The following is a 21761-nucleotide window of genomic DNA, read 5'->3' on the forward strand; positions in this document are numbered from 1 at the left end:
GAGAGGAAACGCCATGACGACGACCATCACCTACGACCGGCTCGGTGACCTCGCCGGCACCGATCTCGGCCACACCGGGTACCGCACTGTCACCCAGGACCAGGTGGACCTGTTCGCGGACGCCACGGACGACCACCAGTGGATCCACGTCGACCCGGAACGGGCGAAGACCGGCCCGTTCGGCGCGCCGATCGCGCACGGCTTCCTCACCCTCTCGCTGGCGGTTCCCCTCTGGACCGAGCTGCTCGAGGTCAAGGGCGTGACCACGAAGGTGAACTACGGCCTCGACAAGGTGCGCTTCCCCGCGCCGGTCGTGGTCGGGGCGCGGGTGCGGATGCGGGCCACCGTCGTCGAGGTCGTCGAGGTCCGCGGCGGCTACCAGCTCGCCGTCGACCAGACGATCGAGATCGAGGGCGGGGCCAAGCCGGCGGTCGTCGCGCGAGGGTTGTACCGCTTCCACGCCTGAGCCCGGGGGCATCCGTCGAGCCGGGCGAGCACACCACCTCCACCCCCAGGAGAATGATGATGCACCAGCACGGAATCGGCCATTGGCTGGCCAAACGCCGGCTCAAGTCCCCGGACCAGGTCGCGATCATCCACGGCGACCGGTCGCTCATGACGTACCGACAGTTCGCCGACGCCGCGGACCGGGTCTCGGCGGTGCTGCGGGAGCGGGGCGTCGGCGCCGGCGACTCCGTCGCCTACCTGGGCGAGAACAGCCCCGAACTCCTCCAGGTGATGTTCGGGGCGGCGCAGGTGGGGGCGGTCTTCGTGCCGGTCAACACCCGGCTCGCGGCGCCCGAGATCGGCTACGTCCTCGCCGACTGCGCGGCGCGGGTGCTGATCCACGACCCGGACTTCGCGGTGCCGGTGGCCTCCGCGGCGGCGGCCGCCCGGACCCCGTACGTCATCGTCAACGGCGAGGGCACCGCGGACCGACCCGGGCTGGCCCAGCTGACCCGGGCCGCCGTCGCCGGGTTCACCGACCATGCCGACACCGCCCACCAGCATCCGGCGGCGATCGTCTACACCTCCGGCACGACCGGCCGGGCCAAGGGCGCGGTGCTGACCCACGGCAACCTCACCTGGGTGGCGCTCAACTGTGTGGTCGACTACGACGTCGTCTCCACCGACGTCGCGCTCATGATCTCGCCGCTGTTCCACGTCGCCTCGCTCGGCATGGGCGCCCTGCCCGTCATCCTCAAGGGCGCCACGATGGTCATCGAGAGGGGCTTCGAGCCGGGCCGCGCGCTCGCGCTGATCGAGCGGCACAGGGTCACCATGCTCAGCGGCGTGCCGACCACCTACCAGCTGCTGGCCGACCACCCCGCCTGGGCGTCGACCGACCTGTCGACGTTGACGAAGCTCACCTGTGGAGGTTCGGCGGTGTCGGCCCGCATCCTCAACGCGTACGAGGCGCGGGGCCTGTCGTTTTCCCAGGGTTACGGAATGACGGAAGCCGCGCCGGGCGCCACCGCGCTGCCGCCGACGATGACCCGCGTCAAGCAGGGCAGTGTCGGCCTGCCGCACTTCTTCACCGACGTGCGGATCACCGATGCGGCCGGTGCGGTGCTGCCCGCCGGCGCTGTCGGTGAGATCGAGGTGGCCGGCCCCAACGTCTTCCCCGGCTACCACGGGCTGCCGGAGGCAACCGCCGAGGCGTTCACTGCCGACGGGTGGTTCCGCTCCGGCGACCTCGGCCACCTGGACGCCGACGGATACCTCTACATCTCCGGCCGCCTCAAGGACATGATCATTTCGGGGGGCGAGAACATCTACCCGCTCGAACTCGAGCAGCTGCTCACCGAGGTCGACGGGGTGACCTCGGCGGCGGTCATCGGCGTACCAGACGAGCGTTGGGGGGAGGTGCCGTGGGCGATCGTGACCGTGCGGGAGGGGGTGTCCGTGGACACCGCCAGCGTCCGGGCCTGCCTGGACGGCAGGATCGCGCGCTACAAGCTCCCGAAGAACGTCGTCATCGTGGACGAGCTGCCGCGGACGGCGTCGGGAAAGGTGCGGAAGGCCGATCTGCGGACCCGATTCGGCGCCTAGTCGTGGGTCGGGCCGCGACGAGGTCGGCGAACTCCGCCGCGGACGCCTCGGCCAGCTTGTCGTGCACCCGGCGGTAGGTCCGCACCGATCTCGCGGCGGGCCATTCCGCGTCCATGAACTCGGCCGGCAGCCTCGGGTCGGCGCGCAGCAGCGCGAGCCAGTCCGCCACGAGCATCGTCCGTACGGTGAGGGCGCTCGGCGCCATCGCCAGCGCGGACGGGTCGTCCCACACCTCGATGAAGGCGAGGTGCGCGCGTCGGATCGCCTCGATGTCCCAGGCCGCGCGGACGCTCTCGCCGATCGGGAACCCGGCGAGTTCGCGGGCGTGGAAGGCGACCACGGTGTTGGGCGCGAGGTCCTGCCGCAGCCGCTCCAACGACCCGGCGAGGTCGACCTCGCCGGGCGCGAGCCAGAGCCCGTCCCGGAGCGGCGCGAAGCCCTCCCAGGTGAGGGTCGAACGGAGCCGGTGCCGCAGCATCCGCTGGCCCTCCGGGATCGAGAAGGTGACCAGGGTCCACCCGCTGCCCTGTGGGTCGAACGGCCGCGGCCCGCGAACGCGGTACGTCGCCTCGCGCAGCACCGCGGCCCCGTGCTCGGTCAGTGAGAACAGCGTCTCCCGACCGCTCCGGCTGCGGGCGAGGATGCCGCTGTGCACGAGACGGTCGAGGGTCGCGCGGGTGGCCGGCGCGGCGACGTCCGCGCCTTCCAGCACGTTGATCAGGGCGCTCGCCCGGATGGGTCCCGTGGCGGCGTCGACGACGTGTTCGCCGAAGAAGGCGAGCAACAACTGCTTCGGCTGACGACTACCCACAGCGCTTCCCTTCGGCGAACTCGTTGGCCTGGCCGCCGATCACCGCGCGGATCGCGGGGCCACAGCCTGCCCGCGCTTGGCCCGCTGGATCTGGTCGTAGACGTGCGTCCGCAGTTCCGTGAAACGGGGCAGAGCGCGGGTCGTGATCTGATCGCGCTCCGGCGGCAGGTCGATCGCGAGGTCCTCCTGGACCCAGGTCGGCGACGTGGACAATACTAGAACCCGCTGACCGAGATACACCGACTCGTCGATGTCGTGGGTGACGAAGACAACCGAGATGGTGCGGCTGGCGTGCAGCTCGCGGACCAGGTCCTCCAGGTCGGCCCGGGTCTGCGCGTCCACGGCGGCGAACGGCTCGTCCATGATCAGGACGTCGGGCTGGTAGGCGATCGCCCGCGCGATCGCCACCCGCTGTTGCATCCCCCCGGAGAGCTGCCACGGGTGGCTTCGCGCGGCGTGCGCGAGGCCCACCGCCTCAAGGGCGTCGACGACCAGCTTGTTCCGGCCCGTGCGGGTGAGCTTCTTGTGCCGCAGTGGCAGCTCGACGTTCCCGCGCACCGTCAGCCAGGGGTAGAGGCTGCGACCGTACTCCTGGAACACCACGGCCATGGCCGGGCTGGGCCCGGTCACCGGCGAGCCGTCCATCTCGACCACTCCGCTGGTGGGCCGCAGCAGGCCGGCGAGGCACTTCAACAGGGTGGTCTTGCCACAACCGGACGGCCCGACGATGCAGACGAGCTCACCGGCGTCCATCGTGAAGCTGATGTCCCCGATCGCTTCGACGGTGCCGGTCGCCGACTCGTAGACCTTCCGCAGGTGCTCCACCCGCAGCAGGGTGCTCCGATCAGGCACGGTTGACCTCCCTGATTCCGTGGTACCAGCGCAGAACACGCCGTTCGACGAGACCGAAAGCTACGGCGAGGAAGACGCCGACGAGACCGAGGAGGAGGATGCCACTCCACATCTCGGCGATCAGGTAGTTGCGCTGGAAGTAGGCGATCCGGTAGCCGAGGCCGGAGGAGGAGGCGAACATCTCGGAGATGACCATCAGGATCAGCGCTACCGAGAGGGCCTGCCGGACCCCGGCCATGATCCGTGGGCTGGCGGCCGGGAGCACGAGGAACCAGAGCCGCTCCCACCAGGTGACCTGGAACGATTCCGCGGTCTCCGTCATGACGCTGTCCGTCCCCCGGACACCCTCGATCGTGTTCAGCAGGATCGGCCAGACCGCGCCGGAGACGATCACGACGACCTTCATGGTGTCGGTGATCCCGAGCAGGAGCATCACCACCGGAATCAGCACCGGCGGCGGGATGGCCCGGAGGAACTCCAGCAGCGGTTCGAGGAGTTCGCGCAACCAGCGGGTCAGGCCGATGACGGTGCCGGCGGCGATCCCGAGCACGATCGACCCGGCGACACCGAGGCCGAGGCGGGCGAGGCTGGGCAGCACGTCCTCGACGAACGCCGGGCCGACCCAGGTCTCCCGGAAGGCTTCGGCGATCGTCAACGGGTCGGGGAAGAACCGACTCGTCGTCCTCGTCGCCACCAGAGCCCAGAGCACCAGCAGCAGCGTCGGCAGCCCCAGCGGGTAGAGCAGGCTCGCCGCGATCCGGGATCCGACGGTCCGGCTGCGTGCCGTGGTGGCGATCCGCCCGGTGTACGCGGTCACAACGGCTCCTCTCCTCGTACCGACTGGTGCCACGACAGCACCCGACGCTCGATGAACCGGAAGACGATGTTCACCGTGAGCCCGAGCAGGCCGGTGACCACGACCAGCGCGTACAGGCCGGCGGCGTCTCCGGCGGACCGAGACAGCTCGATCATGCGCCCGAGGCCCGGGTTACCGATCACCATCTCCGCGGTGATGGCGAGGATGAGCGCGACCGCGGCCGCGAGGCGCAGGCCCGTCATGAGGTACGGCAGGGTGGTGGGCAGGACGAGGTGCGACAACTGCTCCCGCCGGGTCAGACCGAAACTGCGGGCGGTGTCGCGAGCCACCGCGTCGACGTCGGCGACGCCGTAGATCACCTGCACGAACACCTGCCAGAACGACGCGTAGATGATGATGACGAGGGCGGCCTGCCGCTGGATGCCGAACATCAGCACGGCGAGCGGGATGAGGGCGACCGACGGGATCGGTCGCAGGAACTCGACCATCGTGTGCGTCGCGCGCCGCAGGAACGGCACCAACCCGACGACAGTGCCGAGGACGACGGCGGCGACGGTCGCCACCGTCAGTCCGATCGCCCAGGACGTCATGGTGCTGCCCAGCCGCCGCCAGAACGCGAGGTCGACGAGCTGCTCGAACAGCCGCGCCAGCACGTCCGTCACGTACGGCAGATACAGCGGGTTGATCAGGCCCAGCGTCGGGATCAGCTGCCAGACGACAAGGAACCCGGTCAGGCCGACGACGCCCAGCATCGCTTTGCGTAAGGCGCGCAGGCGTCGGGTGGGGAACACGCGCATGTCACTCCCGTCGTCAGGCGGGCGGTGAGGCCCTCCCCGGTCCGCCAGCCGGGGAGGGCGGGACCGCGCCAGCTACTGCTGCTGGATGAGACGGTCGAGGTTGGGTTGCTTGTCGAGAACCTTGTACTTCTGCGCGAGCTCGGCGAGCGTCTGCAGGCTCGACCGGTCGACCTCCCAACCGAACGCCGGTAGCCGCACCGACTCGGCCACCGGCGGCGGCAGCTCCAGGTTGTCCTTGATGGCCTGCCGCAGCGCCGCCTCGTTGGCGGGGTCCTTGGCCCACTCCAACGTCTTCTTCATCGCCGCGGTGAAGTCCTCGACCAGCTTGGCGTCCTTCTCCGTGCGTTCCTTGGTGGTGATGGTGGTGAGCGTGGTCAGGCCGGGCACCACCGCCTGGTAGGGCGCGACGATGAAGGTGTCGCCGCGGGCCTTCAGTTGGGTGACGAAGGGCTCCGGCACCCAGGCGGCGTCGATGTTGCCGGATTCGAGCTGGGCCGGGGCGTCCGGAAAGGCGACCTCGACGAACTTGATTTTCGACGGGTCGCCGCCGTCCTTCTCGACCGCCGCCATGATCGTCACGTCGCCGGCCGCGCCCAGGCTGTTGACCGAGACCCGCTTGCCGGCGAGGTCGGCCGGTCGCCTGATGCCGGACTTCGCCGAGGCCACCACGGCGTTGATGTCCTCGCCGTCGGCGTACGAGGAGGCGTAGTTGCCGATGATGACGACGCCGAGATCCCGCAGGTCGGCCCGGAACGGGCCGAAGGGCTGGCCGATCGCGAAGTCGATGTCGCCGTTCATGAGCGCCGGAATGGCCTGCGCGCCGCCCTGGGCGGGCAGCACCTCGACCTGGAGCCCGCGCTCGGCGAAGATGCCCGCCTTGATGCCGCCCCAGAGCGCGGCGGTCTCGGTGATGGGCAGCGCCGCGACCCGAACCTTGCGCAGGTCGCCCGAGGTCTGGTTGGACGGGTTGGACGCGTCGGAGTCGGTACATCCGGTGAGGGCGATCGCGGTAGCGGCGATCAGCCCGAGAGCCATGACCTTCTTCATTGACGAGGCCCTTCCTGGGCGGGGGTGGTGGGTGCGTCGGAAGTCGGCGGATGCCTCGGATCTGCAGGTGAACTACCGCTGTGTGGGGGCGCACGCCGCTGTGTTGGCCATGGTCAGTCACCCCGGCATTGAAAGTCAATAATTTCTGACGCCCGTCATGAATAAGTTGAACAACGCTTTGCGGTGGCGACGTCGCACCAGCTCGCGCTCACACCTCGGGCAGACCCACGTAGTTCTCGGACAGGCTCCTGGCGTACGCCTCGGAGGTGGCGACGTACCTCAGCGTGGCGATCTGCAGCTTTGTCTCGTACGGGTCGTCGCGCTCCAGCCGGTGCAGCATGGAGGTCATCCACCAGGAGAAGTGCTGAGCCCGCCAGACCCGGCGCAACGCCGTGGCCGAGTAGCCATCCAGCAGATCGGTGCGGCCCCCGTCGTACCACGCGGCGAAGGCGTCCCCGAGCAACGCGACGTCGGCGAGGGCAAGGTTCATGCCCTTCGCGCCGGTGGGTGGGACGATGTGCACGGCGTCTCCGGCCAGGAACAGCCGCCGCCACTGCATCGGCTCGACCACGAAACTGCGCATCGGGGTGATGGACTTCTCCACGATCGGTCCCTCGTTGAGCGACCACCCGGGCACCGTCTCCAACCGGGCGCGCAGCTCCGTCCAGATCCGCTCATCCGGCCACGCGGCGATGTCCTCGTCCGGCGCGACCTGTAGGTACAGCCGAGAAATCTCGGGCGAGCGCATGCTGTAGAGGGCGAAACCCCGTTCGTGGTTGGCGTAGATGAGTTCGTCCACCGCCGGCGCCGCGGCGGCGAGGACGCCCAACCAGGCAAAGGGGTACGCCCGCTCGTAGGTGGTCAGCACCCCCTCGGGCACCGCGCCCCGGCTCACCCCGTGGAACCCGTCGCAGCCGGCCACGAAATCGCAGTGCAGCTCCTCGTCACGCCCGTCACGTCGAAAGTGGACGACCGGCGCGTCCGAGTCGAGACCGGCCAGGCGTACCGCGTCGGCCTCGAAGAGGATCGCGCCACCGGCCGCGAGCCGGGCGGTGATCAGGTCCTTGACCACCTCCTGCTGCCCGTAGACGGTGATCGCCCGCCCGGTCAGATCTGCCATCGGCACCCGGTGCGACTCCCCGGCGAAGCGCAGCTCGATGCCCTCGTGGCGCAGTCCCTCCCGTTGCAGCCGCTCACCGACGCCGCTTCGGCAGAGCAGGTCGACCGAGCCCTGTTCGAGGACCCCGGCGCGGAGCCGGTGCTCGACGTGTTCGCGGCTGCGGCTCTCCAGCACCACGGACTCGATTCCGCGCAGGTGCAGCAGGTGCGACAACATGAGCCCCGCCGGCCCGGCACCGACGATGCCGACCTGGGTACGCATTCCCGGCATGCTCGTCTCCTCCCGGCGTCAGAACGGGTACCGGGTGATGGCGCCCTGCACGGTGAGCCACTGGGTCTCGGTGAACGCCTCGACGTTCGCCGCGGGCCCTCCGAACCGGGAGCCGGTGCCGGACGCCCCCACCCCACCGAACGGCGCCACCGCCTCGTCGCTCACCGTCTGATCGTTGATGTGCACGATCCCGCTGGGGATCCGGTCGGCGAGGGCCATCGCCCTCATCACGTCGCGGCCCAGGATCCCCAGCGACAGGCCGTACTCGGTCTGCCGGGCCAACTGCACGGCCTCGTCCTGGTCGGCGAAGGTGATCACCGGCGCGACCGGGCCGAAGACCTCCTGGGCGTACGCCGGGGTCGCGGGGGTGACGTCGGTGAGCACCGTCGGTCGATAGAACAGCCCCTCGTAGGTGCCCCCGGCCGCCAACCGGGCACCCGCGTCGACGCTCGCCGTGACCAGTGCGTGGACCTTGTCGCGCTGGCGCTCGTCGATGATCGGTCCGAGCGCCACCTGCTCCTTGGCCGGATCGCCGACCGGCAGGTGGTTCGCCTTCTCCGCCAGCCGCTCGACGTACCGCTCGGACAGACTCTCGTGCACCAGGTGCCGGCCGGTGGTCATGCAGATCTGGCCCTGGTGCAGGAACGACCCCCAGGCGCCGGCGGAGACCGCGAGGTCCAGATCGGCGTCGTCGAGCACTATCAGCGCCGAGTTGCCACCGAGTTCGAGGTGTGCGCGTTTGAGGTGGCGTGCCGCCGCCTCGCCGACCTTGCGGCCGGCAGCGGTCGACCCGGTGAAGCTGACCACCCGTACGTTCGGGTCGGCCACCAGCGCCTCCCCGACCTCGATCCCGCCGGGAAGGACGTGCAGCAGCCCGTCGGGCAGGCCGGCCTCCTCGAAGACCCGGGCGATCGAGACACCACCGCAGACCGCCGTGCGCGGATCGGGTTTGAGCACCACGGCGTTGCCCAGCGCCAGGGCCGGGGCGACGGAACGGGTGGCCAGGATGAGCGGGAAGTTGAACGGCGCGATGACCCCGACGACGCCGACGGGCAACCGGCGAGCCAGGCTGAGCCGCGGTTGCGCACTCGGGATGATCTCGCCGAGCGGGTGCGAGGCCAGCGCCGCCGCCTCGTAGCACTCCTGCGCCGCGGTGTCGGTCTCGACGCCGGCCTTGGGGGGGATGGACCCGGACTCCCGCACGATCCAGTCGCCGATCTCGGCGGCGTGCCGCTCGAACAGTTGCCCGGCCCGGCGCAGCACCGCGGCCCGCTCGGCGTAGCCGGTGGCGGCCCAGGCGCGTTGGGCGGCGGCGGCGCGGGCGCAGGCGCGCGTCACGTCCTCGGCGTTCGCCACGCCGATCTGGCCGATCTCCTCGCCGGTGGCGGGCGAGCGTACGGGTGCCGTGCCGCCGGCCGGTTCCACCCAGCCGTCGCTGTGCAGGGTGCCCTGCCAGGTCGTGACGTCCAGCAGTGTCATGGCGGTCCTCCTCGGAGCGTGGGGCCGGTGGGCTGGTCCCGGGGTGACCGGGCGGACTTCCGTTCACGAAGGGCCCGAAGGTGTTCGCTTGCCGAACGGCCGTTCTCTCCATGAACGTTGGCACGTGGCCCGGCTCGCGTCAACGCATCGCCCGGCGTGATTGCCGCGCACTGTGGACAGCGGTCCGGCCTGTCGTTGACGGATGTCGTTCCCCGTCGTACGTTCGAGATGAGTACGGCAGTCCGCATAGCGAACGGCTGGCGGCAGCACGGTTCGCGCAGGAGGCGGGGAGGCCCATGGCGAAGCTCGTCTCGCTGGCCGACGGCGTGGCGGACCTGGTCCGCGACGGCGATGTGGTGGCCCTGGAAGGGTTCACCCACCTCATTCCGTTCGCCGCCGGTCACGAGATCATCCGCCAGGGGCGGCAGGATCTGACCCTCGTGCGGATGACCCCCGACGTCATCTACGACCAGCTCATCGGGGCGGGCTGTGCCCGTCGCCTGGTCTTCTCCTGGGGTGGCAACCCGGGTGTCGGGTCGCTGCACCGTTTCCGGGACGCCGTGCAGCACGCCTGGCCACGTCCACTCGAACTGGAGGAGCACAGCCACGCGGGCATGGCCAACCGGTACGTCGCCGGGGCGTCCGGGCTGCCGTTCGCCGTCCTGCGCGGCTACACCGGCACCGACCTGCCCGGGCACACCACCAACATCCGGCCCATCACCTGCCCGTTCACCGGCGAGACGCTGACCGCCGTCCCCGCCCTGCGTCCGGACGTGACGGTGGTGCACGCCCAGCGCGCCGACCGGAACGGCAACGTGCAGATGTGGGGCATCACCGGGGTGCAGAAGGAGGCGGTGCTCGCCGCCCACCAGTCACTGGTCACCGTCGAGGAAATCGTGGACGAGTTGGAACCCGTACCCGGGCAGGTGGTCCTGCCCGGCTGGGCGGTCACTGCGGTGGCCGAGGTGCCCGGAGGCGCGCACCCCTCCTACGCCCACGGCTACTCGGTGCGGGACAACGAATTCTACCGGGACTGGGACGCCGTCAGCCGACACCGCGACACCTTCCGCGCCTGGCTGGACGAGCACGTGCACAAGGCCGGCGCGGCGGCGTGAGTCGGCGCAGCGAGCGAGGGAACGCGATGACGGACTGGACCGCGGACGAGATGATGACCGTCGCCGCCGCACGGCAACTACGCGACGGCGCCGCCTGCTTCGTCGGGATCGGGTTGCCCAGCACCGCGGCGAATCTCGCCCGGGCGACCCACGCCCCGAACCTGGTGCTCATCTACGAATCCGGGTGCCTCGGCGCGAAGCCGGACCGGCTTCCGCTCTCCATCGGAGACGGGATCCTCGCCGACACCGCTGACGCGGTCGTCTCGGTGCCCGAGGTGTTCAACTACTGGCTCCAGCCCGGCCGGATCGACGTGGGCTTCCTCGGCGCCGCCCAGATCGACCGCTACGGCAACATCAACACCACTGTCGTCGGCGGCGACTACGACGCCCCGAAGGTCCGGCTGCCCGGCGCCGGTGGCGCCCCGGAGATCGCCGCCTCCTGCGGCGAGGTCGTGGTGATCGTCCGGCAGGACCTCCGAACGTTCACCGAACGGGTCGACTTCGTCACCTCGGTCGGGTACGGGACGGGCCCAGGCGACCGGGAGCGACTCGGCCTGCGCGGCGGAGGCCCCCGAGTGGTGATCACCGACCTCGGCGTCCTCGAACCCGACCCGGTCACCTGCGAACTCACACTGACCCATCTGCACCCCGGCGTGACCCGGGAGCAGGCGCGGGCGGCCACCGGCTGGGACCTCGCCGTCGCCGGGGGACTGGCCACCGGTGCGCCACCGACGGCACGCGAACTCGCGGTGCTGCGGGCGCTGGAGGCGACGAAGTCCGACGGGAGACGACAATGACCACTCAGGACACCCGGACCAGCAGCGGCCTGGTGCTACCGCGGTACCGGCGCGACGACGTCGACGCGCACCCACCTCTGCTCAGCCCCGGCTACAAGTCGACAGTGGCGCGGGCGCCGAGACACCCACTGATCTACCTGCCGCAGCTGCTGACCGAGATTACCGGGCCGTTGCTGGGGCAGGGGCGGGTCGGTGCGCTCGACCACGACCTGACCCGCCAGCACGACGGCGAGCCGCAGGGACAGCGGATCATCGTGCACGGGCGGGTCCTCGACGGTGACGGCCGACCGGTACCCCACACGCTGGTCGAGATCTGGCAGGCCAACGCCGCCGGTCGGTACCGCGACGCACGGGACACCTGGCCGGCGCCGCTCGACCCCCACTTCGAGGGGGTCGGCCGGGCGCTCACCGACGACCAGGGGCGCTACCGGTTCATCACCGTGCAGCCGGGCGCCTACCCCTGGCGTAACCACGACAACGCCTGGCGGCCCGCGCACATCCACTTCTCCCTCTTCGGCCGCGCGTTCACCCAGCGGCTGGTGACGCAGATGTACTTCCCGGGCGACCCGCTCTTCTTCCAGGACCCGATCTTCAACTCGGTCCGCGACCCAAGGGCCCGGGAACGGATGATCGCCCGGTACGACCACGCCAGCACCGCACCGGAGTGGGCGCTGGCGTACGAGTTCGACATCGTGCTGCGCGGCCGGGAGAGCACCCCCTTCGAGGACGAGGACGACGATGAGTGAGCGGTTGGGCGTCATGCCCGCGCAGACCGTCGGGCCATACCTGCACATCGGCCTTCGCTGGCCCGACGGCCCGTACGTCGTACCCGAGGCCACGCCGGGGGCGTTCTGGATCAGCGGTCGGATCGTCGACGGCACCGGGACGCCGGTGGTCGACGCGATGGTGGAGAGCTGGCAGGCCGACCCGGAGGGCCGGTTCGACCATCCGGACGACCCTCGGGGAGCCCGGCCACCCGCGCTCGCGGGTTTTCGCGGATTCGGGCGGAGCGAGACCGACGGGCAGGGGTGGTACCGGCTGCTGACCGTCAAGCCGGGTGCGCTGCCCGAGCCGGACGGCGGCACCGAAGCCCCCCACCTGACCCTGTCGGTGTTCGGGCGCGGGCTGCTGCACCGCCTCGTCACCCGGCTCTACTTCCCCGACGAGTCGACGGCGAACGCCGCTGACCCCGTGCTGCGCAGCGTCGACGCCGACCGCCGTGGCACCCTGCTGGCGAGTCCCGCCCCGGACGGGTTCCGGTTCGACATCCACCTTCAGGGCGACCATGAGACCGTCTTCTTCGCCCTCTGACGGCCTGCTCGGCGGCCTCTCCGGCGCCCCGGACGTCGACGCGGAACTCAGCGACCCGGCACTGCTCCAGGCGATGCTCGACGTGGAGGCCGCGCTCGCCCGGGCCGCGGCGGACGCCGGCATCCTGCCCGTACCGGCGGCCGAGGCGATCGTCGAGCAGTGCCACGCCGAGCGGTACGACCCGGCGGCGCTCGGCCGGGCCGCCGACGCCTCCGGCAACCCGGTCGTCCCGCTCGTGGGCGAGCTGACCGCCGCCGTGCCGGAGCATGCCCGAGGCTGGGTGCATTCCGGAGCGACCAGCCAGGATGTGCTGGACACCGCGCTGGTCCTGGTGGCCGTGCGGGCGCTCGGGCCGCTGCTGGCTCACCTCGACGTCGCCGTGGATGCCGCCGCCCGGCTGGCCGACGCCCACCGGGGCACCGTGATGGTCGCCCGGACACTCGGGCAGCAGGCGGCACCCAGCACGTTCGGGCTCAAGGCCGCCGGCTGGTTGACCGGGCTGGTCGAGGCCCGGGACCGACTGCGTCAGGCCCGCGCCGCACAGCCCGCGCAACTCGGTGGCGCGGTCGGCACCCTGGCCGCGTTCGGCCCGGCCGGCGCCGAGGTCACCGAGAGGTTCGCGGCGCACCTGGGCCTCCCGCCGAGCCCGCTGCCCTGGCACACCCGCCGTCAACCCTGGCTCGATCTGGCCGCCGCCCTCGGTGGGCTCCTCGTGGCCACCGGCAAGATCGCGCTCGACGTCGGACTGCTCGCCCAGAACGAGGTGGGTGAGGTCGTCGAGGGCGGCGCCGGACGAGGCGGCTCCTCGGCTATGCCGCACAAGCGCAACCCGGTGGACTCGATCCTCGTCACCGCCGCGGCGCGACGCGGTCCGGGTCTCGTCGCCACCCTGTTCGCCACGGCGGTGCAGGAGCACGAACGGGCCGCAGGCGGCTGGCACGCCGAGTGGGAGCCGCTGCTCGATCTGCTGCACGTGGCCGGTGGCGCCACCGCCCGCTGCGCCCGGATGCTCTCCGGGCTGCAGGTCCGCCCGGAGCGGATGCGGGAGAACCTCGACGCGACCGGAGGCCTTCTGCTCGCCGAGGCGGTCGCCGCGCGCCTGGCGCCCGCCGTCGGTCGCCGCGTCGCCCACGACCTGGTGACCCGCGCCGCCGCCGAACCCTCGTTCCGCGCCGCGCTGCTCGCCGACCCCGAGGTCCGCGCCCACCTGTCCGACACGGAGCTGGCCGAGGCGCTCGACCCGTACCAGTGGCTCGGCTCGGCCGGTCGGTTCGTCGACCGGGCCCTGACCGCCGTCCGGGGAGCGGGCGGATGACCAGCCGGTTGCATCTCACCGTCGACGGCCCGGCCGCCGCGCCGGTGCTGCTGCTCGGCAGTTCCCTCGGCACCGCCGCCGCGATGTGGGAACCCCAGCTGCCGGCGCTCGCCCGGCGGTTCCGGGTCATCCGGTACGACCACCTGGGCCATGGCCGCTCGGCGGTGCCGCCCGGGCCGTACACGCTGGACCTGCTGGGCCGGGAGCTGCTGCGGACGCTGGACGACCTCGACGTGCCGTGGGTCCACTACGCGGGGTTGTCCCTCGGGGGCATGGTGGGCATGTGGCTCGCCACGTACGCGCCCGACCGGGTCCGGCGGCTGGCGCTGCTCTGCACGTCGGCGTCGCTCGGCCCACCCGAGCAGTGGCGGGAACGAGCGGCGACGGTACGGGCCGACGGCCTGCCGGCGATCGCCGACGCGGTGGTGGCCCGCTGGTTCACCCCGGCCTTCGCCGCGGCCCGGCCGGAGGTGGTCGCCACCCACCGCGCCATGCTGACCGCGACGCCGCCGGCCGGATACGCCGCCTGCTGCGAGGCGATAGCCGCGATGGACCTCCGACCCGACCTCGGTCGGGTCGCCGCGCCGACGCTGGTCATCGCCGGAGCGGACGACCCGGCCACCCCGGTGGAGCACGCCCGCGAGATCGTCGGGCGCATCCCACGGGCCCGGCTGGCGGTGGTCGACGCGGCGGCGCACCTGGCCAACGTCGAGCAACCCGAGCAGGTGTGCCGACTCCTGCTGGAACACCTCCACGAGGGACGTGGTGACCGATGAACGACCGCGAGCGGCACGAGGCGGGCATGACGGTACGTCGACAGGTGCTGGGTGACGCGCACGTGGACCGGGCGATCGCCGGCACGGACGAGTTCACCGCCGACTTCCAGGACTTCATCACCCGCTACGCCTGGGGCGAGGTGTGGAGCCGGCCGGGCCTCGACCGGCGGACCCGCAGTTGCATCACCCTCGCCGTGCTCGCCACCCTGCACCACGACGAGGAGTTGGCGATGCATGTCCGGGCCGCACTGCGCAACGGGCTCAGCCTGGAGGAGGTGGCGGAGGTCCTGCTCCAGATCGGCGTCTACGCTGGTGTACCGGCGGCGAACCGGGCGTTCAAGGTGGCCCGGGAGACCCTGCGGCAGGAGGCCGGGTGAGCGTGAGCGAGGAGGCGACGAGGTCGCCGGAGTTCGTTCAGTCGCTGGAGCGCGGCCTCGCGGTGATCCGGGCGTTCGACGGCGAACATCCGCAGCTCACGCTCAGCGAGGTGGCCAGACGGACGGGGCTGACCCGGGCTGCGGCGCGCCGGTTCCTGCTCACCCTTGTCGAGCTGGGCTACGTGCACACCGACGGCCGGCTCTTCTCGCTGCGGGCACGGATCCTCGAACTCGGCTACGCGTACCTGTCCAGCCTGAGCCTGCCCGAGGTCGCGCAGCGGCACATGGAGGCGCTGGTCGCGCAGGTGCACGAATCCTGCTCGGTGTCGGTGCTCGACGGCGACGAGGTGGTCTACGTCGCCCGGGTGCCCACCAAGCGGATCATGACGGTGGGGATCAGCGTCGGCACCCGGTTCCCCGCGTACGCCACCTCGATGGGCCGGGTGCTGCTCGCCGCGCAGCCGGGGGAGTGGCTGGACGACTACCTGGCCGCCGCGCAGCTGCGGCCGCTGACCCGGCGCACCGTCACCGACCCGGCCAGGCTGCGCGCCGTCCTGACGAAGATCGCCGCCCAGGGGTACGCCATCGTGGACCAGGAGTTGGAGGAGGGGCTGCGTTCGGTGGCCGCGCCGATCCACGGCGAGAACGGGTCGGTGATCGCCGCGGTGAACGTCTCCGCGCACGCCAGCCGCGGGTCCTTCGAGATGATCCGTCGAGAGCTGCTGCCGCCGCTGCTGGCCGCCGCGAAGCGGATCGAGGAGGACATCCGAGGCGGCCTGAGCCGGACACCGACGGCCGACGCGATCGGGCTTAGCTCAGCTTGAGGGCCGGCGCGGTGACGACCCGGGCCGGACGCCGCAGGTACCATTCGGCCACCGCAAGGTTGATCAACCAGCCGGCGACCACCAGCCCGGCCCGGAGGTTCCCGTCGGGCTGTTCGCCGGTCGCGATGAGGTACGGCGCGTGAGTGAACGCCTGGGTGCCGGCGCCGAGGCCGATCGCGTAGCCGCGCACCATCCACCTGCGGTGCTGGGCGATGTCGCGGCGTAGCACCGCGGCGAGGCCGAGCAGGATCGAGGCGGCCATGGCCGAGCCGAAGACGAGCCGCATGCCGGCGAGCACGTCGTTGTCATGGGCCGGCAGGTCGTACGCGACGGCCATCCACAGGCCGGTGAACGCGACCGTCAGCCCACAGGGGACGAGCACCCGTCCGGAGCGGCGGTGCCACGAGTGGCGGCGCAGACGGGGTACGAACTGGAACGCGCCGAGGATCGTGTAGACCACCGCGCCGACGATGTGCAACACCACCGGCAGCGGATCGGCGACGAAGCGCGCGTTCGCCGGGGTGACCTCCGGTCCGGTGCCCAACTCGGTGAGCCGCCCCGCACCGGCCAGCATCGGGATCAGACCCAGCAGGATCAACGCGGCCGGTAGCCGCCACTCGCGAATCGTCATGCCACCGATGGTGGACGCCGCACCCGCCCCCACTCATCGGCACATGGGCCGCGATCGGGTCGGCCCATGGTCGGACGCCGTCGTCGTACTTCCGTCGGTCACCAGTGCCGTTGGCGGCGGTTGGTCTCGTACGCCCACATCGCCACCTCGACCCGGTTACGCACGCCCAGCTTCATCATCAGGCTGGTGACGTGCGACTTGACAGTGCTCAACGTGATGTAGAGCTCGTCGGCGATCTCCTTGTTGGTCCGTCCCCGCGCGACGGCGACCAGGACCTGCTCCTCCCGGTCGGTGAGCGCCTCGACGGGCTGCGTGCGCGGCGCGGCCGGGTCCGCGTCGGCGAACGCCTTCAGCAGCCGCGTGGTGACGCTCGGCGCGATCAGCGCGTCCCCGTTGGCGGCGGCGTGCATCGCCTGGCTGAGCAGGTCAGGGCCGGCCTCCTTGAGCAGGAAACCGCGGGCGCCGGCCCGCAGTGCCGCGTACACGTACTCGTCGAGGTCGAAGGTCGTGATGACGACCACCGCGAGCGGCTCCGGGACCGTTGGCCCGGCGAGCGCCCGGGTGGCCTCGATGCCGTCCATGCCCGGCATCCGAATGTCGAACAGACACACGTCGGGGCGGAGCCGCCGGGCGAGCTCGACCGCCTGTCGGCCGTCGCCAGCCCCACCGACGACCTCGATGCCGGGCTGAGTGTTCAGGATGATGGTGAGGCCGGTACGGACGATCTCCTGGTCGTCCGCCACGAGCACGCGAACTGTCATGCGCCGACCCCCTCGCGGGGGAGCACGGCCGTGACGGTCCACCCACGGTCGGGGTTGGGGCCGGCCTCGCAGGTGCCGCCGAGCAGGTCGGCGCGCTCCATCATGCCCACCAGGCCGAAACCGGGCGAACCGGTCGGACGGGCGCCGCCGGCCTCGCCGTCGTCGCTGACCCGCAGGCGTACCGATGTGTCGTCGGCCGCGACGCTGACCTCGATGCGGGTGGCGTGGCGCGCGTGCCGACGGGCATTGGTGACCGACTCCTGAGCCAGGCGGTAGAGCGCGGAGCCGACAGTGGGCGGAATGCCGCCGAGGTCGCCGCGCAGATCCACGTCGACCGTCGGCCCGGTGCGGAACTGGCCGGCGAGCCGCCCGATGTCGGCGACCTGCGGGTTGGGCCCCAGGTCGGCGGGCTCGTTGCGGCGCAGGACGCGGACCATCGCGCGCATCTCGGCAAGCGCACGGGACGCCTCGGCCTCGATGGTGTGCAGCGCCTCGACGGCGGCGGTCGGCTGACTCGCCGACGCGGCGATGCCGGCCTGGGCGCGGATCGCCATCGCCGACACGTGGTGGGCCACCGTGTCGTGCAGGTCGCGGGCGAGTCGTTCCCGCTCCAACAGCTTCACCTGATCGAGCTCGCGCAGCCGGGCGGCGGCGCGGAAACGGATCGCGACACCCAGCGTGGCGGCGGCGAACATCACCGCGAAACCGGCTACCAGTTCGCCGCCGTCGATCGAGCCGACCAGGCCGGCGGCGGTCACCTTGGCCACCACGAAGAACGAACCGAACACGGCATCCCGGCCGGAGCCCCAGCGGAACAGCGCGTAGACCAGGAGGACCAGGAAGCTCGCCGTGAACAGCTGGCAGGGATCACCGGGCAGCACGAACGGGGCGACAGTAGTGCAGCCGAACGCGATCACCACCACCGCGAGCGGCCTGGTCCGCCGCCACAGGATCGTGGGCAGCAGCGCGAGCGCGACGACGACGCAGCCCACCCGCCACGGCAGATCGGGTCGGAAGATTCCTTCCACCACGATCGCCGGCGCGAGGACCGCGATCACCGCCCAGTCGCGCCACACCCGGGTCGGGGTGGGGGAGACACGCGGCTCGGCCAACACCGCGTGCAGGCGAGGGTGCATGAGACCCATGGTACGAACGGTGGTGCGACTCCAGATCGTCCCAAAGTACGACCGGGTGCCTTGATTGTTGGTCGGGTACTCCGATTGATCAGGGCGTCTCCCCGACAGCTCGTGGGGCGCCCTGATCACCCGTGGCGGCATCGGTTGCCAGCGGATCTCCGCGGCGTTACGTTGAGGTGCCATCGATGACCTTCTACATCGCTAGGTACGGGGGCCCGCATGTCCACGTCTGTCACTCGTCGCACCGTTCTGGCCGGTGGGGCCGGCGCCGCCATCGGCCTGGCCCTGCCCGGCGTCGCCGCCCACGCCGGTGGTCACCAGTCCTCAAGCGTGCGCTTCACCCTCGACGCGAGAACGCTCGACGGCGGTGAGCAGATCACCTCGGTCACCCTCGACACCGGCCGGCTCGGGCCGATCGACCCGGCCGGGCTGACCCCCGGCACGTTCAGCGTGCACGCCAAGGCCACCAGCCCGATCCCGATCGTTCCCGGCGACCAGATCTTCAGCGAGTACGACCTGGACCGTACGGTGACCGCGGCCCGACTCGACAGGCACGGCAACATCGTGCTGGAGCTGAGCCACGCCGAAGGTCAACCCGGCGGTGGCACCCTCGGCTACATCCTGAGCAGGGGGCGCAACGTTCAGCTCGACCTCGTCTACACCATCACGCAGAACGCCCCGATCGCCCGACGGCACGGCTCCCCGCTCACCATCACCCGCTTCGTGCAGGGTCGGCTGTCGAACCCCGAGGTGGACGCCTTCAGCTACCACGTCTCGGGCTCGGGCCTAAAGTACCGGCTGTACTCGCCCGACCACTTGCCCCGGCGCGGCCGACGACCGCTGATCGTCTGGTTGCACGGTGGCGGCGAGGGCGCCTCGCTGCCGGACGACTACTACGACAACGAGACCACCTTGCGCGCCAACCGGGGAGCGCTCGGCTTCGCCACCCCGCAGGCTCAGCGGATCTTCTCCGGGGCGTACGTCGTCGCTCCGCAGAGCACCTCTTACTGGATGGAGGACGGGCCCCGGTTCGCCCCACTGATCCGCGAGATCGTCCAGGACCTCGTACGCCGCAAGCGTGTCGACCCCGACCGGATCTACGTGGTCGGTTGCAGCAACGGGGGCTACATGTCCCTGGAGATGACCGTCGCCTATCCCGACCTGTTCGCCGCGTCGGTGCCGATCTGCGGGGTCGTCGAGCCGCTCGGCGGGGAAGGGCCACCGCTGATCACCGACGCCGAGTTGGCGACGATTCGGACCCCGACCTGGCTGGTCACCTCGCGCGACGACGACACAGTGCCACCCGAGGCCAACACCATCCACGCCCACGAGCTCATTCCAGGATCGCTGCTCAGCCTGTACGACAACGTCGTCTGGAACGGCTACCAGTTCCCCGGCCACTGGTCCTGGATCTACGTGGCCCGCAACGACCCGAGCCTCAACGGCACCCACATCTGGCAGTGGATGGCCCACCGTCGTCGGTGATCCGCCCGGCCGGCGACGCGGGAGTGCGGCTCCGGTTCGGCCCTGCAAGGTCGACCCGGAGCCGCGGCCGTTCAGCTGACCTGGGTCAGGCGCCAGTTGTTCCTGGTGCTGCCGTTGTCGGCGTACTGGACGGCCTGGGTGCCCCAGGTGCTGGATCCGTTGAGGATGGCGAGCACCTTGCCGCTGTTGACGTTGCGGATCCGGTAGGAACCGTCGCTGTTGGCCACCAGGGTCCAGCGATGGTCCGCGGTGCCGTTGTCGCTCCACTGCAGGAGGCGGGCGTTGTCGGCTGTCGACATGTTCTCGACGCCGAGGACCTTGCCGCTGTTGACATTGCGGAACCGGAACGCGGTGCCGTCGGTGATCCTGACCCAGTTGTGGTCGGCGGTGCCGCTGTCACCCCATACCACGGCCAGCCCGCCGTCGGCGGTGGACATGTTCTGGACGCCGAGAACGAGGCCGGTGTCGACGTTCACCAGCTTGTAGGTGTCCCCGGGGGTGGTCGCGCTCACGCTGGTCACGAAGGTCATCACACTTCGGGCGGGAAGCGTGACGGTGAGCGAGCCGTTCGACATGTTCAGCGCGCCCTGGGGCGCGACGGTCCTGCTCCCGTCGGTCAGCCAGTTCGAGACACTGCCGGACGCGGTGGCGTTGGACAGTGTGAACTGCTGGCTCACCGACGAGGTGTTCTTGTTGATGGCGACGATGACGACGGTGTCGCCACCCCGGTACGCCGAGACGTAGACGTTCGACGCGGGGTTCGCCGTCGCGTCGATCCGTACGTATCCGGGGCGGACGAACCTGGCGAAGTGCGCCATCATGGCACCGCGCTTGCTGATCTGGCCGTCCTCCCGCATCGGACCGTAGCTGCGCCGGAGATACCACCAGACGTACGCCTGGAACTCGGCGTCCACCATCGCGCGGTGGACGTGTTCCCCCACGTCGAGCGCCTCGGGCCAGGCGTCACCCGAATTCGTGTTGCTGTTGGGGTAGTAGACCTCGGTCATCCAGAGTTCCTTGCCCGCGCCCTTCTGCTTGAAGAGGGGGTAGGGGAAGTTCGCGTACGACGTGCCGTAGAGGTGGGCACCGATGATGTCCACGTTGGCGAGCGCTGCGGAGTCGTTGAGGATCGGGTCCGACACGGACTTCACGTACTGGAAGGACTCCGGCGCGATGACCCTGGTGCTGATCGAGCCGGCGTTCTCCCGCAGGAACCGGAGCATCTCCGTGGACGTCCACCACGTCCACTCGGCGGCATAGTCCGGCTCGTTCTGCACCGATATGCCGTACAGGTTCACCCCGTTGTTGCGCATGTGGGTGGTGAAGTCGTTCAGGTGCGTGGCGTAGGCGCCGTACGAGCTGTATCGGAGCCGCTTCGCGTTGGTCTGGTTGCCGCGGGTGAAGGTTTCGATCATGCTGGCCGGCGGGTTCCATGGTGACGCGAAGACGGTGGCGCCGAGCGCGACCGCGCGCTGCGCCGTCGCCAGGTCACGGCTCCAGTCCGCCTGGTTCTCGTTGACGGGGATCCTCAGCAGTGAGAATCCGAGTCGGCCCTCGCCGGTGCCGAACGCCGTGTCGCGCTGGGCGGCCGTCAGGTCGCCGATCCAGGCCGCGTGGGCCATGGCACCGAAGCCTCGGATCGTCTGCCGCGTCGCGGACGGGTTGATGCTCGCTGGTGCGGCGACGGCTTCGGTGGCCCCCACGACCGTCGCGACCGCGGCAACCGGTACGGCCCCCATCGTCGTCAGGACGGTTCGCCGGGTCAGCAGTTTCCGTTCGCCGGTCACCGGCTCATTCTGATCGTGCGTCATGTCTTGTCCTCCTGGGTGGTGGTGGTACGCGCGCTCCCGGTGCCGTCGGCCCGGTCGGGCACCGGTCTGCTGCGCTGTCACGGGGTTGACCGTGGTGGTCGACGACCTCTCCGGCTCTGATTGATCGTCGTGACTGTTAACGCTAACAGAGGTTGGGTCGCGTCGCTCCGACGACAT

22 protein-coding genes are annotated in these 21761 nt (G+C 70.8%); 11 read left to right on the forward strand and 11 right to left on the reverse strand.

Annotated elements, in window-relative coordinates; genetic code table 11:
- Positions 1–13: 13 nt before the first annotated feature.
- Positions 14–466, forward strand: a complete 453-nt coding sequence (locus ABZU74_RS21665) for a MaoC family dehydratase (RefSeq protein WP_355426645.1) — start codon at positions 14–16, stop codon at positions 464–466.
- A gap of 59 nt (positions 467–525) precedes the next feature.
- The gene (locus ABZU74_RS21670) at positions 526–2052 is read left to right on the forward strand and encodes a long-chain fatty acid--CoA ligase (RefSeq protein ID WP_355426648.1); all 1527 of its coding nucleotides are present in this window, start codon (positions 526–528) and stop codon (positions 2050–2052) included.
- Here the strand turns inward: ABZU74_RS21670 and ABZU74_RS21675 are convergent.
- The 7 genes from ABZU74_RS21675 to ABZU74_RS21705 all read right to left on the reverse strand — a co-directional run bounded on the left by ABZU74_RS21675 (position 1976) and on the right by ABZU74_RS21705 (position 9245).
- Entirely contained in the window at positions 1976–2863 is an 888-nt protein-coding gene (locus ABZU74_RS21675) for a PaaX family transcriptional regulator C-terminal domain-containing protein (RefSeq protein WP_355426651.1), read from the reverse strand. The genes ABZU74_RS21670 and ABZU74_RS21675 overlap by 77 nt on opposite strands.
- 39 nt (positions 2864–2902) lie before the next feature.
- On the reverse strand, positions 2903–3715 hold the full coding sequence (locus ABZU74_RS21680; RefSeq protein WP_355426654.1) for an ABC transporter ATP-binding protein: 813 nt from the start codon (positions 3713–3715) through the stop codon (positions 2903–2905).
- The gene (locus ABZU74_RS21685; protein WP_355426657.1) at positions 3708–4532 is read right to left on the reverse strand and encodes an ABC transporter permease; all 825 of its coding nucleotides are present in this window, start codon (positions 4530–4532) and stop codon (positions 3708–3710) included. The genes ABZU74_RS21680 and ABZU74_RS21685 overlap by 8 nt, the downstream gene beginning before the upstream one ends.
- The gene (locus ABZU74_RS21690) at positions 4529–5329 is read right to left on the reverse strand and encodes an ABC transporter permease (protein WP_355426659.1); all 801 of its coding nucleotides are present in this window, start codon (positions 5327–5329) and stop codon (positions 4529–4531) included. Before ABZU74_RS21690 ends, ABZU74_RS21685 begins: the two co-directional genes overlap by 4 nt.
- 72 nt (positions 5330–5401) lie before the next feature.
- Positions 5402–6376 (reverse strand): ABC transporter substrate-binding protein, encoded by a 975-nt coding sequence (locus ABZU74_RS21695; protein ID WP_355426661.1) that lies wholly within the window; start codon positions 6374–6376, stop codon positions 5402–5404.
- A 208-nt stretch (positions 6377–6584) separates the two neighbouring features.
- Positions 6585–7766 carry a 4-hydroxybenzoate 3-monooxygenase gene (gene pobA, locus ABZU74_RS21700; RefSeq protein ID WP_355426664.1) on the reverse strand — a complete coding sequence of 394 codons (1182 nt, stop codon included), beginning with the start codon at positions 7764–7766 and terminating at the stop codon, positions 6585–6587.
- An 18-nt stretch (positions 7767–7784) separates the two neighbouring features.
- Positions 7785–9245: a benzaldehyde dehydrogenase gene (locus ABZU74_RS21705; RefSeq protein WP_355426666.1), complete on the reverse strand. Its 1461-nt coding sequence runs from the start codon at positions 9243–9245 to the stop codon at positions 7785–7787.
- Positions 9246–9541: 296 nt separating this feature from the next.
- Between ABZU74_RS21705 and ABZU74_RS21710 the strand changes: the two genes are divergently transcribed.
- From ABZU74_RS21710 to ABZU74_RS21745, 8 genes are read left to right on the forward strand one after another with little or no spacing between them, the layout of a single operon-like run.
- On the forward strand, positions 9542–10360 hold the full coding sequence (locus ABZU74_RS21710) for a CoA-transferase (RefSeq protein WP_355426668.1): 819 nt from the start codon (positions 9542–9544) through the stop codon (positions 10358–10360).
- 26 nt (positions 10361–10386) lie between these two features.
- Positions 10387–11157, forward strand: coding sequence for a CoA-transferase (locus ABZU74_RS21715; RefSeq protein ID WP_355426671.1), 771 nt, complete (start codon positions 10387–10389; stop codon positions 11155–11157).
- Complete coding sequence (gene pcaH / locus ABZU74_RS21720; protein WP_355426674.1) at positions 11154–11903, forward strand: protocatechuate 3,4-dioxygenase subunit beta; 750 nt, start codon at positions 11154–11156, stop codon at positions 11901–11903. Before ABZU74_RS21715 ends, pcaH begins: the two co-directional genes overlap by 4 nt.
- Positions 11896–12468, forward strand: coding sequence for a protocatechuate 3,4-dioxygenase subunit alpha (gene pcaG / locus ABZU74_RS21725; protein WP_355426677.1), 573 nt, complete (start codon positions 11896–11898; stop codon positions 12466–12468). Before pcaH ends, pcaG begins: the two co-directional genes overlap by 8 nt.
- On the forward strand, positions 12443–13783 hold the full coding sequence (gene pcaB, locus ABZU74_RS21730; RefSeq protein ID WP_355426680.1) for a 3-carboxy-cis,cis-muconate cycloisomerase: 1341 nt from the start codon (positions 12443–12445) through the stop codon (positions 13781–13783). Before pcaG ends, pcaB begins: the two co-directional genes overlap by 26 nt.
- Positions 13780–14559, forward strand: a complete 780-nt coding sequence (pcaD, locus tag ABZU74_RS21735; protein WP_355426683.1) for a 3-oxoadipate enol-lactonase — start codon at positions 13780–13782, stop codon at positions 14557–14559. Before pcaB ends, pcaD begins: the two co-directional genes overlap by 4 nt.
- Positions 14556–14936, forward strand: a complete 381-nt coding sequence (gene pcaC, locus ABZU74_RS21740) for a 4-carboxymuconolactone decarboxylase (protein ID WP_355426686.1) — start codon at positions 14556–14558, stop codon at positions 14934–14936. The genes pcaD and pcaC overlap by 4 nt, the downstream gene beginning before the upstream one ends.
- Entirely contained in the window at positions 14933–15760 is an 828-nt protein-coding gene (locus ABZU74_RS21745; protein ID WP_355426689.1) for an IclR family transcriptional regulator, read from the forward strand. Before pcaC ends, ABZU74_RS21745 begins: the two co-directional genes overlap by 4 nt.
- Here ABZU74_RS21745 and ABZU74_RS21750 read toward each other — a convergent pair.
- From ABZU74_RS21750 to ABZU74_RS21760, 3 genes are all read right to left on the reverse strand, one after another.
- On the reverse strand, positions 15747–16391 hold the full coding sequence (locus ABZU74_RS21750; RefSeq protein WP_355426692.1) for a DUF2306 domain-containing protein: 645 nt from the start codon (positions 16389–16391) through the stop codon (positions 15747–15749). The two genes, ABZU74_RS21745 and ABZU74_RS21750, sit on opposite strands and share 14 nt — an antisense overlap.
- Positions 16392–16489: 98 nt before the next feature.
- On the reverse strand, positions 16490–17152 hold the full coding sequence (locus tag ABZU74_RS21755; RefSeq protein ID WP_355426694.1) for a response regulator transcription factor: 663 nt from the start codon (positions 17150–17152) through the stop codon (positions 16490–16492).
- Entirely contained in the window at positions 17149–18288 is a 1140-nt protein-coding gene (locus ABZU74_RS21760) for a sensor histidine kinase (RefSeq protein ID WP_355426697.1), read from the reverse strand. The genes ABZU74_RS21755 and ABZU74_RS21760 overlap by 4 nt, the downstream gene beginning before the upstream one ends.
- 219 nt (positions 18289–18507) lie before the next feature.
- Between ABZU74_RS21760 and ABZU74_RS21765 the strand changes: the two genes are divergently transcribed.
- Positions 18508–19773: a PHB depolymerase family esterase gene (locus ABZU74_RS21765; protein WP_355426700.1), complete on the forward strand. Its 1266-nt coding sequence runs from the start codon at positions 18508–18510 to the stop codon at positions 19771–19773.
- A 71-nt stretch (positions 19774–19844) separates the two neighbouring features.
- Here the strand turns inward: ABZU74_RS21765 and ABZU74_RS21770 are convergent, their stop codons facing one another.
- Positions 19845–21761: an RICIN domain-containing protein gene (locus tag ABZU74_RS21770; protein WP_355426703.1), complete on the reverse strand. Its 1917-nt coding sequence runs from the start codon at positions 21759–21761 to the stop codon at positions 19845–19847.

Origin of the sequence: Micromonospora sp. NPDC005171 (assembly GCF_040608575.1) — a bacterium.
Lineage (GTDB): Bacteria > Actinomycetota > Actinomycetes > Mycobacteriales > Micromonosporaceae > Micromonospora.

Excerpts from the sequence above, each read along its gene's own strand:
- pcaG (WP_355426677.1), top strand. The coding sequence starts at position 11,896 with ATGAGTGAGCGGTTGGGCGTCATGCCCGCGCAGACCGTCGGGCCATAC.
- pcaD (WP_355426683.1), top strand. The coding sequence starts at position 13,780 with ATGACCAGCCGGTTGCATCTCACCGTCGACGGCCCGGCCGCCGCGCCG.
- pcaC (WP_355426686.1), top strand. The coding sequence starts at position 14,556 with ATGAACGACCGCGAGCGGCACGAGGCGGGCATGACGGTACGTCGACAG.
- ABZU74_RS21665 (WP_355426645.1), top strand. The coding sequence starts at position 14 with ATGACGACGACCATCACCTACGACCGGCTCGGTGACCTCGCCGGCACC.
- ABZU74_RS21690 (WP_355426659.1), bottom strand. The coding sequence starts at position 5,329 with ATGCGCGTGTTCCCCACCCGACGCCTGCGCGCCTTACGCAAAGCGATG.
- ABZU74_RS21750 (WP_355426692.1), bottom strand. The coding sequence starts at position 16,391 with ATGACGATTCGCGAGTGGCGGCTACCGGCCGCGTTGATCCTGCTGGGT.
- pcaH (WP_355426674.1), top strand. The coding sequence starts at position 11,154 with ATGACCACTCAGGACACCCGGACCAGCAGCGGCCTGGTGCTACCGCGG.
- pobA (WP_355426664.1), bottom strand. The coding sequence starts at position 7,766 with ATGCCGGGAATGCGTACCCAGGTCGGCATCGTCGGTGCCGGGCCGGCG.
- ABZU74_RS21755 (WP_355426694.1), bottom strand. The coding sequence starts at position 17,152 with ATGACAGTTCGCGTGCTCGTGGCGGACGACCAGGAGATCGTCCGTACC.
- ABZU74_RS21670 (WP_355426648.1), top strand. The coding sequence starts at position 526 with ATGCACCAGCACGGAATCGGCCATTGGCTGGCCAAACGCCGGCTCAAG.
- ABZU74_RS21760 (WP_355426697.1), bottom strand. The coding sequence starts at position 18,288 with ATGCACCCTCGCCTGCACGCGGTGTTGGCCGAGCCGCGTGTCTCCCCC.
- pcaB (WP_355426680.1), top strand. The coding sequence starts at position 12,443 with ATGAGACCGTCTTCTTCGCCCTCTGACGGCCTGCTCGGCGGCCTCTCC.
- ABZU74_RS21715 (WP_355426671.1), top strand. The coding sequence starts at position 10,387 with ATGACGGACTGGACCGCGGACGAGATGATGACCGTCGCCGCCGCACGG.
- ABZU74_RS21765 (WP_355426700.1), top strand. The coding sequence starts at position 18,508 with ATGTCCACGTCTGTCACTCGTCGCACCGTTCTGGCCGGTGGGGCCGGC.
- ABZU74_RS21770 (WP_355426703.1), bottom strand. The coding sequence starts at position 21,761 with ATGTCGTCGGAGCGACGCGACCCAACCTCTGTTAGCGTTAACAGTCAC.
- ABZU74_RS21710 (WP_355426668.1), top strand. The coding sequence starts at position 9,542 with ATGGCGAAGCTCGTCTCGCTGGCCGACGGCGTGGCGGACCTGGTCCGC.
- ABZU74_RS21705 (WP_355426666.1), bottom strand. The coding sequence starts at position 9,245 with ATGACACTGCTGGACGTCACGACCTGGCAGGGCACCCTGCACAGCGAC.
- ABZU74_RS21695 (WP_355426661.1), bottom strand. The coding sequence starts at position 6,376 with ATGAAGAAGGTCATGGCTCTCGGGCTGATCGCCGCTACCGCGATCGCC.